The 13,586-nt window shown below is 61.8% G+C and carries 10 protein-coding genes and 1 pseudogene; 6 read left to right on the top strand and 5 right to left on the bottom strand.

The annotated features are described in order from the left end of the window. Positions 1–239 precede the first annotated feature (239 nt). Genes AC1D06_RS27205 through AC1D06_RS27180 form a run of 6 tightly spaced genes read left to right on the top strand, consistent with a single transcriptional unit; the run spans position 240 to position 8,942 of the window. On the top strand, positions 240–2,324 hold the full coding sequence (locus AC1D06_RS27205) for a hydantoinase/oxoprolinase family protein (protein WP_477988906.1): 2,085 nt from the start codon (positions 240–242) through the stop codon (positions 2,322–2,324). Between the two features lie 11 nt (positions 2,325–2,335). Then, positions 2,336–4,003, top strand: coding sequence for a hydantoinase B/oxoprolinase family protein (locus AC1D06_RS27200; RefSeq protein WP_477988904.1), 1,668 nt, complete (start codon positions 2,336–2,338; stop codon positions 4,001–4,003). After that, complete coding sequence (locus AC1D06_RS27195) at positions 4,000–5,211, top strand: pyridoxal phosphate-dependent aminotransferase (RefSeq protein WP_477988903.1); 1,212 nt, start codon at positions 4,000–4,002, stop codon at positions 5,209–5,211. The genes AC1D06_RS27200 and AC1D06_RS27195 overlap by 4 nt, the downstream gene beginning before the upstream one ends. Before the next feature lie 11 nt (positions 5,212–5,222). Next, positions 5,223–6,035 (top strand): NAD-dependent epimerase/dehydratase family protein, encoded by an 813-nt coding sequence (locus tag AC1D06_RS27190; RefSeq protein WP_477988901.1) that lies wholly within the window; start codon positions 5,223–5,225, stop codon positions 6,033–6,035. Between the two features lie 9 nt (positions 6,036–6,044). Beyond that, positions 6,045–7,238, top strand: coding sequence for an NAD(P)/FAD-dependent oxidoreductase (locus tag AC1D06_RS27185; RefSeq protein WP_477988900.1), 1,194 nt, complete (start codon positions 6,045–6,047; stop codon positions 7,236–7,238). Positions 7,239–7,256: 18 nt separating this feature from the next. Then, positions 7,257–8,942: a thiamine pyrophosphate-binding protein gene (locus AC1D06_RS27180; RefSeq protein WP_477988899.1), complete on the top strand. Its 1,686-nt coding sequence runs from the start codon at positions 7,257–7,259 to the stop codon at positions 8,940–8,942. A gap of 269 nt (positions 8,943–9,211) precedes the next feature. On the opposite strand, the pseudogene AC1D06_RS27175 reads toward AC1D06_RS27180, so the two are convergent. From AC1D06_RS27175 to AC1D06_RS27155, 5 genes and pseudogenes are all read right to left on the bottom strand, one after another. Then, a pseudogene (locus AC1D06_RS27175) lies at positions 9,212–9,361 on the bottom strand (M24 family metallopeptidase); the annotation flags it as partial. A gap of 33 nt (positions 9,362–9,394) precedes the next feature. Beyond that, positions 9,395–9,802, bottom strand: a complete 408-nt coding sequence (locus tag AC1D06_RS27170; protein WP_477988897.1) for a cupin domain-containing protein — start codon at positions 9,800–9,802, stop codon at positions 9,395–9,397. A gap of 146 nt (positions 9,803–9,948) precedes the next feature. Continuing rightward, positions 9,949–10,926 (bottom strand): ABC transporter permease, encoded by a 978-nt coding sequence (locus AC1D06_RS27165; protein WP_477988920.1) that lies wholly within the window; start codon positions 10,924–10,926, stop codon positions 9,949–9,951. Continuing rightward, entirely contained in the window at positions 10,926–12,473 is a 1,548-nt protein-coding gene (locus AC1D06_RS27160) for a sugar ABC transporter ATP-binding protein (protein WP_477988895.1), read from the bottom strand. The genes AC1D06_RS27165 and AC1D06_RS27160 overlap by 1 nt, the downstream gene beginning before the upstream one ends. 91 nt (positions 12,474–12,564) lie before the next feature. Beyond that, a complete protein-coding gene (locus tag AC1D06_RS27155) occupies positions 12,565–13,512 on the bottom strand; it encodes a sugar-binding protein (RefSeq protein ID WP_477988918.1) in 948 nt (315 codons plus the stop codon). Between the last annotated feature and the right edge of the window lie 74 nt (positions 13,513–13,586).

Raw genomic sequence — 13,586 nt, 5'->3', positions numbered from 1 at the left:
CCGCCGGACGTGGTGCTCGATCGACGCCCCTCCTTTGCTCGCCCGAAGTTTCGAAAAATCCCTGCCCGTTTTCAGTTGACACATGTATGATAAGTGACATATACCAAGCTCGTCAAGCGGAATTATTGTTTCAGGCTTCCCGGGCCGATTGGCGAGGGAACTCGCAGGCTTGCGCCCGCGCGCTGGAAATCCGCTTCAAGGAATGTGAAGCTGCCGACGGACCAAGAGTGGGGAATCAAATGGCAAACAGGGCATCACGGAATTGCCGCGCCGGGGTCGACATCGGAGGGACCTTTACGGATGTCGCCCTCGAGTTGGACGGCGTGCTCCATTCGACCAAGGTGCTGACGGACTACGCGGCTCCGGAGCGGGCTATTCTTAGGGGTGTGCAGGCGGTCGCCGACCTCGCCGGGATCGGGCTTGGCGAAATCCAGCAATTGATCCACGGCACGACGCTCGCGACGAACGCCCTCATCGAGCGGCGAGGGGCCAAGACCGCGTTGGTCACCACCGAAGGCTTCCGAGACGTCCTCGAAATGCGGACCGAAAACCGCTTTGAACAGTACGACCTCAACATCTCGCTGCCCCCGGCGCTCATCGAACGCGCGGATCGCTTTGTCGTCCGCGAGCGCGTCGACGCGTCGGGCAAAGTGTTGCTCCCGCTCGACGAGGCATCCGTCGGCGCGGTTGTCGACGCGATCCGGAAGGGCGGTTACGAGAGCGTCGCAATCGGGTTCATCCATGCCTACGCCAATGGCCGCCACGAGGCGTCGGTCCGCGACGCGTTGCTGGCCCGCATGCCCGGCCTCTCGGTGTCGATCTCCTCGGAAGTCTCGCGGCAGATGCGCGAGTTCGAACGCTTCAACACCGTCTGCGCCAATGCCTATGTCAAGCCGGCCATCAAGTCGTATCTCGACCGCCTGGTGGTTTCGCTCAAGGACATCGGCGTCGTCTGCCCGGTCTTCATGATCCATTCCGGCGGCGGCATCGTCTCGGTGGAGAGCGCTTCCGAATTCCCGGTGCGCCTTGTCGAGTCCGGTCCGGCGGGTGGCGCGATCTTCGCGGCCGACGTGGCGCGTCATCACGGACTCGACTCGGTGGTTTCATTCGACATGGGCGGCACCACGGCGAAAATCTGCCTCATCGAGAACCATGTCCCGAAGACGGCGAAGACCTTCGAAGTCGCCCGCACCTACCGTTTCCGCAAGGGAAGCGGGATGCCGATCTCAATTCCCGTTGTCGAAATGGTGGAGATCGGTGCTGGCGGTGGTTCGATTGCCGGCGTCGACTCAATGAGACAGATCAGGGTTGGGCCACACAGCGCGGCCTCGGAACCAGGCCCGGCCTGTTATCAGCGCGGCGGCACCAAGCCGACGGTCACCGACGCTGATCTCATCCTCGGCAAGCTCGATCCCGATAATTTCGCCGGCGGCGCGATCAAGCTCTCGGTCGAGGCCAGCCGTAAGGCGATGGTCGATGAGATCGGGTCGGAGATCGGTCTTGACGATATCGGCGCAGCCTATGGCACCTGCGAACTCGTCGACGAGAACATGGCCAATGCCGGACGCGTTCACACCGTTGAGAACGGCAAGAACATTGCCGACTTCACCATGATCACCTTCGGCGGAGCGGGTCCGCTGCATGCCGCGCGCCTCTGCGAGAAGATGGGTATTTCCACCTTTCTCGTGCCGCCCGGCGCCGGTGTCGGTTCCGCCATCGGCTTTCTCAAGGCACCCTTCGGCTACGAGGCTGTCCGCAGTTCGGTGTTCAATCTTTCGCGTTTCGATTGGGCTGCCGCCAACCGCCTGCTGGAAGACATGACGACGGAGGCGCTCGGCTTCGTCGAAGGCGGCCTCGATGACAAGGAACCCGTTCTCGAGCGCACGCTGTTCATGCGCTACGCCGGACAGGGCTGGGACATTCCAGTCGCGCTGTCGTTCGCCAAATTCGACGGCGGCGGCGCGGCATCGTTGACCGCGACTTTCGAGCAGGCCTATGGCCGCTTCTTCGGCCGGGCGATCGAGGGCCTCGAAATCGAGATCGTCAGCTGGTCCGTGAAGGCGAGCTCGCCGCTCCCTCCCGTCGAACGTGTCGGCTCGGTCGATGCGGGAAGCCAGGTTATGCCGAGCTCCCGCAGGCAATTGTTCGATGCGGCCTCGGGCGCGTTCCTGGATGCGGGTATCCACAGGCGCGACGATCTGACTGCGGGGGATGTCGTCCGGGGCCCGGCGGTCATCGTCGAGCGCGAGACGTCCACCGTCATTACCGCGGCATTCAAGGCGATCGTCCAGCGCGACGACTGCCTTCTTGTAACCCGTCTCTGAGGATTGATCCCATGAACCAGTCAATGATCGACATCCATATGCAGGTCATGTGGAACCGTCTCGTTTCCGTGGTCGAGGAGCAAGCCCAGACCCTGATCCGCACGGCGTTCTCGACGAGCGTCCGCGAGGCGGGAGACCTCTCCGCAGGCATCTTCGACCTTGAGGGCAGAATGCTGGCACAGGCGGTGACGGGCACGCCGGGCCATGTGAACGCAATGGCGGAATCCGTCGCCCACTTCATCAACGACATCGGCCGCGACAACATCTTCGAAGGCGACGTCTACATCACGAACGACCCCTGGAAGGGAACGGGGCACCTCCACGACATCACGATCGTCACCCCGTCATTCCATCACGGCAAGCATGTCGGATATTTCGCCTCGACTGCGCATGTCGTCGACGTCGGCGGCCGCGGCTTCGGCCCGGATGCCCGCGAAGTCTATGAAGAGGGCCTCTTCATCCCGATCATGAAGTTCTTCGAACGGGGCGAGGTCAACAAGACGCTCATTCAGTTCGTCAGGAACAACGTCCGTGAGAACGACAAGGTCGTCGGCGACCTTTATGCGCTCGCGGCCTGCAATGAGACCGGACACCGGCGTCTGGTCGACATGCTGACCGAGTTTAATCTCGCCGATCTCGACATGATCGGCGGCTTCATCCTCAGGCACAGCCGCGAGGCCACGCTCGAGCGCCTGCGCAACTTGCCGCACGGCAGCTGGACCTACTCGCTGGACCTCGACGGCTATGACGAGCCTGTCCACCTGGCCGCCAGGCTGACCATCGGCCCGGAGGGCGTTCTCGTCGATTTCGACGGCACTTCGGGGATGAGCAAGTTCGGCATCAACGTGCCGCTCGTCTATGCCAAGGCGTATGCCTGTTACGGCATCAAATGCGTCGTCGCCCCGGAAATCCCCAACAACGCGGCGTCGCTGGCACCCTTCGAGGTGGCTGCGCCGGAAGGCTGCATCCTGAACGCCAAACGCCCGGCGCCTGTCGCGGTCCGCCATGTGCTCGGCCATTTCGTGCCGGACCTCGTGCTCGGTGCGCTTCATCAGGCATTGCCCGGCAAAGTGCCCGCGGAAGGCGCGAGCGCGCTGTGGAACCTGCACATGAGCGTCCGTCCGGTGGCCGACCAGATCGGCGGCAAGGGCGCGGAAATCCTGATGTTCAACTCGGGCGGCAGCGGCGCGCGTCCGGCTCTGGACGGTTTGAACGCCACCGCGTTTCCGAGCGGCGTCCACACCATGCCGATCGAAGCGACCGAGAATGTCGGCCCGGTCATCGTCTGGCGCAAGGAGCTGCGCGAGGGCTCCGGTGGCGCGGGCGAACTGCGCGGCGGCCTCGGGCAGACGATCGAGATTTCGGCGGCCGAGGGATACAGCTTCCGCTTCTCCGCGATGTTCGATCGCCTCGAGCATCCGGCACGGGGCAGGGATGGCGGGCAAGACGGCGCGGCCGGCTCGGTTTCGCTCGACGACGGAACGAAACTTCGCGGCAAGGGCCTGCAGTTCGTGCCCGAGGGGCGCAAGCTGGTCCTGCAATTGCCTGGCGGCGGTGGCTTCGGCGATCCCAAGCGTCGTCCGGCTGCGCAGGTCGAGAACGACCGTCGTCATGGATACATCACCGATGAACAATGCGCCGCATATGGCAAGGCAGGAGCCAGGGGAGACTCCCAATGAATATGATGGTTTTTGAAAGCTCGAGAGCCGCGACGATTAAGTCGTCGCCGTCCATGGCCGTCTCCATGGCTGCCAAGGCGATGCGCGCCAAGGGCGAGCATGTCGTTGATCTGTCCCTGGGCGAACCGGATTTCGACACGCCTGACCACATCGTGGATGCGGCCGTCGATGCGATGCGGCGCGGGATTACCCGCTACACCGCTCCGGATGGGATGCCCGAGCTACGCGAGGCAATCGTTCGCAAGTTCAAGCGCGAGAACGGGCTTGACTATGCCATGGACGAGATTTCCATCGGCAACGGCGCGAAGCAGATCCTTTTCAACGCGTTTCTCGGCACGCTCGAACCCGGTGACGAGGTCGTCGTGCCGGCACCCTACTGGGTATCGTACACCGATATCGTGATCCTCCACGGCGGCATTCCCAAGATCGTGCCGTGCGGCGTCGAACAAGACTTCAAGATCACACCGGAGCAGCTTGAGGCGGCGATCACGCAGAAGACGCGGTGGTTCCTGTTCAACTCGCCGTCCAACCCGACGGGCGCGATCTACACCGCAACGGAACTGAAGGCATTGGGCGAGGTGCTGTCCCGCCATCCTCGCGTCGCTGTCATGTCTGACGAAATCTACGAGCATATCGTCTGCGGCGACGTCCCCTTCACATCGGTGGGCGTGGCCTGCCCCGAGCTTCGGGACCGTACGCTCATCATCAACGGGGTCTCCAAGGCGTATGCCATGACCGGATGGCGGCTTGGTTACGCAGCTGGTCCGAAGGCACTGACCAAGGTCCTGAACAAACTCCAGTCCCAGAGCACGACGTGCGCCTCGTCGATCACGCAATACGCCGCCGCCGCCGCGCTGGACGGTCCGCAGGACTTCGTGACCAACGCCGTCGCCGAGTACAAAGCTCGAGGCGAACTCGTCGCCAGAGGTTTCGGGGCGATCCCGGGTCTCGAGGTGAGGGCACCGGAAGGGGCGTTCTACCTTTTCCCGAAATGCGCCCCCTATATCGGCCGCACCGCGCCCGATGGTACTCCGATCAGGAACGACACCGATCTGGCGTCCTATCTGCTCAAGACGGGCAAGGTGGCGACCGTTCCGGGTGGGGCGTTCGGCGTAGAGACATACATCCGGCTCTCCTTCGCCACCTCTCGGGAAAACCTGAAGATCGCGATCGACCGCATCGCCGACGCATTGAGCCAGCTTCGCTGAGGGATATCGACATGAGTGATTACAATCGAGTTCTTCTGACCGGTGCCGCAGGCGCGTTGGGCACGCAGTTGCGCAAATCCGGAACCCGCCTCGGCAAGATCGTCCGCCTGTCGGCGCGAAACGCTTGCGAAAACCTCGCTCCACACGAGGAGGACATGCCCGCTGACCTCGCTGACTTCGATGCCGTCGCCGCGGCGGTCAAAGGGTGCGACGCTATCGTGCACATGGGCGGCCAAGGCCTGGAAGCCGCGTGGAAGACCATTCTCGACGCCAATATCGCTGGCAGCTACAACATCTATGAAGCAGCGCGCCAGCATGGCGTCAAGCGCATCGTCTATGCCAGCTCCGTTCACGCGATCGGTTTCTACGAGCGAACGGAAACCATCGATGGAAACGTGCCGACACGTCCCGACAGCCTCTATGGCGTGTCGAAGACCTTCGTGGAAAACCTCGCGCGCTACTACTTCGACAAATTCGGCATCGAGACGGTATCGCTTCGCATCGGCTCGTCTTTCCCGGAGCCGATCGACCGCAGGCATCTCATCACATGGCTCTCCTATCGCGATTGCCGCCAGCTCGTCGAGAAGAGCCTGTCGGCAGAGCGCGTCGGCTTCATGGTGGCCTATGGCATGTCGAACAACAGCCAGGCGTTCTGGGACAACCGCACTGCGGCCTCCCTCGGCTATAAGCCTGAAGACAGTGCCGACGACTTCGCCGAAAAGGTCTTCGCCAACACGAAGCAGGGCGATCCCAACGATCCCGCCGTCCGCTACCAGGGCGGCAGCTTCGCTGCGGCCGGCCACTTCGAAGACAAGCAGAGGTGAGGCTCGACGATGCAGGCTTCGAAATCCTCCTATGACGTCGTGATTGTCGGCGGCGCCGTCGTCGGCAGCTCGACCGCCTATTTCCTTGCCACCAACCCGGACTTCAAGGGTTCGGTTCTGGTGATCGAGAAGGACTGGACGTACCAGCGGTCGGCGACGGCGCTGTCTTCGAGTTCGATCCGGCACCAATTCTCCAACGCCATCAACGTCAAGGTCTCGCAGTTCGGGACCGAGTTCATTCGTAACTTCAAGGAGAACGTCGCCGTCGACGACGACACGGCCGAGATCGGATTCCATGAGGCAGGTTACCTCTTTCTTGCCGCCGACGAACGTGGCGAGCAGGTCCTGCGACGCAACCATGAAACTCAGGTCGCCTGCGGGGCGGACGTGACGCTGCTCGATCCCGATGGGCTCGGCCGTCGCTTCCCCTGGCTCAATCTCGACGGTCTCGTCCTCGGCAGCACGGGCGAGCGCGGGGAGGGCTGGTTCGACAGCGTCGGCCTTCTGCAGGGCTTCCGAAAGAAGGCGCGCTCCCTCGGTGTCGAGTATATCGAGGACGAGGTCGTCGTCGTGAACCGAGAGGGCAACCGTATCGTGTCGGTGACCACGAAGAGTGGCCAGACGATCGGCTGCGGCACAATGGTGAACACGTCCGGCACCAACGGCAAGAAGGTCGCCCGGATGGCCGGAGTTGACGTCCCTGTCGAACCGCGTCGGCGCTCTCTGTTTGTGGTCGACTGCCGGACGCCGCTCGAAGGGAAGGTGGGTTTGACCATCGATCCGACTGGAGTCTTCTTCCGGCCCGAAGGTAAATTTTACCTCATGGGGACCTATCCCAAGCACGATCCCGAGGTCGATCCGAATGACTTCGACGTCATGCACGCCGAATTCGATGAGGAAATCTGGCCGACGATGGCAGAACGGGTTCCGGCTTTCGAAGCGATCAAGGTCGTCAATTCCTGGGCCGGGCATTACGACTACTGCGTGCTCGACCACAATGTGGTGCTCGGACCGCATACCAAGGTCGGGAATTTTCTGTTTGCGAACGGTTTCAGCGGCCACGGGCTCCAGCAATCCCCGGCCATGGGTCGTGGGCTGAGTGAACTCATCACATACGGGTCGTTCAAGACCTTGGACTTGTCGCCGTTTGGCTATGAGCGGGTGGTCGCCAACCGTCCGTTCCTGGAAGACGCTGTTATCTGACTCAATCGGGGGAACCCAATGGAAATGACCAGGACCACCCGCACCGGCGGGCAGGTGCTCATTGATGCACTCCGGATTCACGGTGTCGAACGCGCGTTCTGCGTCCCGGGTGAGAGTTACCTTGCGGCACTCGACGCGCTTCATGACGCGGGCGACGATATTGAGCTGATCGTCTGCAGACAGGAAGGCGGCGCTGCCTACATGGCCGAGGCCTATGGCAAGATGACGGGCAAGCCGGGCATCTGCTTCGTGACCCGAGGTCCTGGTGCAACGAACGCCTCCATCGGCGTCCATACCGCCTTCCAGGATTCGACCCCCATGATCCTGTTTATCGGGCAGGTGGCGCGGGATCAGATGGAGCGCGAGGCGTTCCAGGAAATCGACTACCGTCGGATGTTCGGCCAGATGTCCAAGTGGGTGGTCGAGATCGAAGACGCCGCGCGCATCCCTGAACTGATCAGCCAGGCCTTTCACCGCGCTGTCAACGGGCGCCCAGGTCCAGTCGTGGTGGCACTTCCCGAGGATATGCTGACGGACCGGGTCGATGTCGCCGATGTTCCGCACTATAAGAAGGTCGAGACCTATCCCGGCGATGAGGAACTCGCCGAGCTGCGCCGTCTTCTCGAAACAGTGAAGCGCCCAATGGTCGTCGCCGGCGGCGGCGGCTGGACGAGCAAGTCAGTCGAACAGCTGCGTCAATTCTCCGAAGCACTCTCGCTTCCCGTCGCTGCCTCGTTCCGATGCCAGGACCTGTTCGACAACACCCATCCCAACTACGCGGGCGACCTCGGCCTGGCGGCGGGACCCAAACTGATCCAGCATATGAAGGACTGCGATCTGCTGATTTCGGTCGGCGCGCGGCTCGGAGAGATGACGACCGGGGCCTACACTCTGATCGATATCCCGGTTCCGAAGCAGACATTGGTGCACATCCATTCCGGCGCTGAAGAGCTCGGTCGTGTCTACCATGCGACCTTGCCGATCAATGCGACGCCCGTCGGGTTTCTTTCGAAGGCGCTCAAGCTCGCGCCTCTGGAGAAACCGTCATGGGCGGAATGGACCGCGAAAGCCCACGGAGACTATCTTGAGAACCTGAAGCATCCTATTGTCCCCGGCCCGGTGCAAATGGGCGATGTGATGGAATGGCTCCGGTCGCATCTTCCGGCCGACGCGATCCTGACGACGGGTGCGGGCAACTACTCCGCCTGGGCGCATCGGTTCTATCAATACCGGACCTTCCGCACCCAGTTGGGACCGACCAACGGTTCGATGGGCTACGGTGTTCCGGCCGCCATCGCCGCCAAACTGACCAATCGCGACCGCACCGTGGTGGCGTTCGCAGGGGATGGCTGCTTCCTGATGAACGGCCAGGAAATTGCGACGGCGATGCAGTACGACGCCCGCGTGATCTTCCTCGTTATCAATAATGGCATGTATGGCACGATCCGGATGCATCAGGAGCGAAGCTATCCCGGTCGCGTCTCCGGCACGATGCTGACAAACCCTGATTTCGCGTCGATGGCGAGATCCTATGGTCTTCACGGCGAGACCGTGGAGTCGACCGAGGAGTTTGCGGCCGCGTTCGAGCGGAGCGAAGCGTCAGGCAAGCCCGCGCTGATCGAGATCAGGATTGACCCGGAGGCGCTGACGCCAAAGATGAGCTTGTCGCAGATTCGTGAGCACGCGAAAGCACAAGGAAAATAATGGCGACAGGCTCGTTCCCGGCCCGCCTCGAAGCCATATCGGGCGGCAGCCAGACCGTCGAGAGGCGAGACTGTCGCATTACTAAATAGCCTCTACATGATGATGTCGCATAAGGTTTGTTATGGAACTGAAATCAACTTGACTTTTGAGTACGCTTCTACCGGCCTTTACACCAGCCTGCGACCAGCAACCAGAGAGCCATGTATATTGAATTCATCAGCGACACGCTCAAATCACGCCTAGGCCGGACGCAAATCACCCGACCAGCTCTATTCCGCACGGCCATCAGACATTTCATAGCTGGTGGCCGTGATCGCCAGCGTGTCTTCCCGCCTGATGAAGCCTCGCTTGGCATGCGGCATTGTGGTCTTAACTGAAATCACCATGCCAGCCTCTAGCGGATGACCGTCATCGATGCCCGCCTCGTCCATCAGCCGGTCGAGCCTGGCCGGTCAGCTGCCGGCCGGAATGATGCGGAAGTCCGGCAGATCTCGCAACATGCGCTCCGGCCCGGCGGGCGAATAAACCACGAAGAGCTGCATCGGGCCTGGCCCGCTGTTCAAGGTCGAGTGGAAACGGCTCTCCGGAACGAAAATTGTACAGCCGGGCCCAACCTGCTGGACAACCGGATGGCCCTTCTCGTCTTCCACCATCTGCTCACCGGTGCCGGAAATCACGAAGATGATCTCCTCGGAGCCCGGATGGTTATGGCGCGTGTGGCCTCGGCCGCTCGGTAGGTCCACGACGCCGCCGGAAAAGGTCTTGGCGCCGTTCACCTCCGGTCCGACAGTGAGCGCCAGCCGGCCCCAATCGAAGCCGAACGCGTCGACATCCTTCGGGTAGACGAAAAATTCCTTCATATGCTTTCCTCCCAATTTCCTTGTCAGCGGTGCGGACGGCCAGCGATGTGAAATCCTCGGCCTCGTTGAATATGTAAGGCGTCGTTGTAAGTATCACCGCCGCGCGACAGTTCGATCGCAGATTGTTCTGGTGGCGGTGAGACCGATCAGGCCGCCGGAGATCTAGCCCTGCTCTTCGCACCGCTCCGCCTCCCTCTCGATATCTGCTGGTCGGCCAGTACGCCGATCAGGATAACCGAGCCCATCACCGCGAAGTTGAGCGAGCTCGGTATCCCCAGTAGATTGACCAGGTTTTGCAGGATCTGAAGCAACACCGTGCCGAGAACGACACCAATGATCGACCCTTCGCCGCCGCGTAGCGAGCAACCGCCGAGCACTGCGGCGGCAATGGCGTAGAGTTCGTAGAAATTTCCGTGTGATGAGGGCGAAATCGAGCGTGTGTACATGGCAATGAAGATCGCCGCGACGGCGGTCAGCCCGCAGCAGATCACATAGGAGACGATAACGACGCTGGAGGTTGCGATGCCGCTATAGCGGGCAGCTTCCTCATTCTTGCCGACGGCGAAGAGATATCGCCCGAGCACCGAACGATGCAGCACGACGCCCATCACCAGCGTGACGATGGCAAAGGCGATCAGGCTGTTCGGGACGCCCAGCACACGGCCGGTGGTCAGCCATTCGAGCGTGGGGAAGCTGGCGCCGAATGGAAAACCCGCAGTGGAATCGTCGGTATAGTAGCGCGCCACGCCGCGATAGATCAGCAATCCGCAGAGCGTGACGACGAATGGCTGCAGGTGCATCCTGGCGACCAGGAAGCCGTGGACCAGCCCGATCAGACAGCCGAGACCGATGACCAGGACCACCGCTATGCTCCAGTTCACCGTACCGAGCGCCACGAGATCGATGAAGATCACGCCGAGCAAGGCTATGATCGAGCCCACCGACAGTTCGATGCCGCCGGCGATGATCACGAAGGCCTGCGCCACGGCGAAGATGCCGAACAGGCCGATCAGATTGGCGGTATTGGCGAGGTTGATCGGCGAGAGGAAGCGCGGATTGATGATCGCCACGACCGCGCCGACGACGATGATCAGGATCAGCAGCCAGAGATCTTTCCGGTTGATCATTGCACCAGTTCTCCTTCCCTCGCCGTCCGTTCTGCTTCCTCGGCACCGGCTCGTCCGACGGCCAGCGCCATGATCGCCGCTTCGCCAACCTCCTGCCGGCCAAGCTCGCCGGCGATGCGGCCCTCATGCATGACCACGACCCGGTCGCTGATGCCGATCACCTCTTCCATGTCGCTGGAGATCATCAGGATACCGACGCCGGCATCCGAGAGATCGYGCATCAGCCGGTAGATCTCGCTCTTGGCCCCCACATCGATGCCGCGTGTCGGCTCGTCGAAGATGAGGACTTTTGGCGCCATCGACAGCCATTTGGCCAGCACCACCTTCTGCTGATTGCCGCCCGAGAGCGAACGAACCTCGACCTTGACGTCGGGGCAGCGGATATCGAGCGCCTGCCGCTGCCGCTCGGCCTGCAACCGCTCGGCACGCCTTTGCATCAGGCCAAAGCGGCTGAAACCAGATGCATTCGCCAGCGTGACATTCTCCGTGACCGGAAATTCGAGCACGAGACCGGAGTGCTTCCTGTCTTCAGGCACGAGATAAATGCCGTGGTGAATGGCGTCGCCGGGCGATGATATGGACACAGGCGCACCGTCGACAAGGATTTGCCCCGCCAGCGGACGGTCAAGCCCGAACAGAGTGCGGGCAAACTCGGTCCGGCCGGCGCCAACCAGGCCGGCCAGGCCAACAATCTCGCCTTTGCGGACGGACAGGTCTACCTCTTCAGCCGGCCAATGTCCGGTTCTGAGCGCCCGTGCCTCCAGAATGGGATCTCGCGGTGCATTCTTGGGTGGAAGGTAAAGCGTCTTGAGGTCGCGGCCGATCATATGCCGGATCATCTCTCGTGGCTTGATGTCTCCGCCGGTCAACTCCGAGACCCGCTTGCCGTCCCGCAGCACGACCACGCGGTCGGCGACGTTCTGAACCTCGATCAATCGATGCGAAATGAAGATGACGCTCACGCCATYGGCTTTCAGTCGTCGGATGGTCGCCAAGAGCCTCTCGGTCTCAGCTGCCGTGAGGCTCGACGTGGGCTCATCCATGATGATCAGCCTGGCCTTGAGCGATAAGGCCTTGGCGATTTCGACCAGCTGCATTTCCGCCAGCGAAAGCTCGGCCAATGCCGTCTGCGGCGCGAAATCCGCACCCAGCTGGCTGAGCAGCGGGCGTGCCATCGCCGTCATATTCTCCTCGTCGACCAGCCAGCGCCAACCGCGCCGGCGTGGCTCCCTGCCGATGAAGATATTGGCCGCGACGGTCAGATTGTCGAACAGGTTGAGTTCCTGATGCACGAAAGCGATGCCGGCGGCCATCGACCGGGCGACAGTCAGCCGCTCCAGCCGGTCGCCCGCGACCACCAGATGGCCGCGGGTCGGTGCGACCACCCCGCCCAATATCTTCATCAGCGTCGACTTGCCGGCGCCATTTTCGCCGACAAGGCCGAGAACTTCGCCTGCTGCCACCGACAGGCTGACCCGATCGAGCGCAACCACGCCTGGATAGTCTTTTCCAATTTCAATGATGTCGATGAAAGGCTGCGTCATCCGTCGATATGAACCCACCCCCAACCATAGCTGCAACATACACGAGATACAGGCCGACGGGAGGTGTTGCCGGCCTGTATCCTCCGAGGTCTCAGCCGCCGTTGACGCGCGACTTCAGTTCGGCCTCGAATGCGTCGACATTGGCCTTGTCGATGATCTGTGTGGGCACGATCAGCAGCTTGCTGTCCGGGACCACTGACTTGTCGCCTTCGAGATATTTGGCCATCAATTTCATGCCCTGATATCCCCATTCGAACGGTTGCTGCACGACCGTGCCGGCGATCGTCCCCTCGCGAACGCCACCCAGGGTGATCGGGTCCTCGTCGAAGGCGATCACGGTGATCTGGCCGAGCTTGCCTGCTTCCTTGAGCACTTCGTAGATGCGCGGCGGATTATAGGAATAGAAGCCGACCATGCAGTTGATGTCGGGATTGGCGGCAAGCGTGTCCTCGACATTGCGTTTGGCTCTCGTCTGGTCGATATCGTCGCCGCGAACGTCGATCAACTCGACCTTCGAACCGGCGATGACCGACTTCATGCCCTCGATACGCTCGCGGGCATTGTCGGCGCCCGGCAGCCCGACGAAGCCCATGCATTTGCCGCCGTTCGGGAGTGCCTTGAGGGCGATTTGCCCCGCCTGCTTGCCGGCATCGGTATTGGACGAGCCGATATAGGCGATGCGGTTGGTGGCGGGCGCATCGGAGTCGGTGGTGAACAGCGGCACCTGCTTGCCGATCTCGTTGAGTGCCTCGGTCGACGATTTCGGATCGACGGCGCTGACCATGATCGCCGAGACGCCGGCTGCGACCAGGTCGTTCATCAGGCGTTGCTGGACGGCAGCGGCAGCCTGCTCAGGATATTTGAACTCCAGTTCGTAATTCGGCAGTTCCTTCTGCGCCTTGCGCACGCCCGCCTCGGCAAGCTTCCAGAAATCGGATGCGCCGTTGACGACAAAAACCAGTTGCTTCTTGTCTTCGGCATGCGCGCCGGTGACCGCAAATGCTGCGGTGAGCAACAACGCCGGAAGTGTCAGTTTCATCTTCATCTGTTCCTCCATCCACTTGATTGTCGTTGAACATGGTCAAAGCGCCGCCGTGCCCCCACTTCGCGGGT

The organism is Rhizobium sp. P2_G2, from assembly GCF_056403555.1.
Note: the sequence above shows the minus strand (reverse complement) of the source record. Positions and strands in the feature narration are given on the sequence as shown.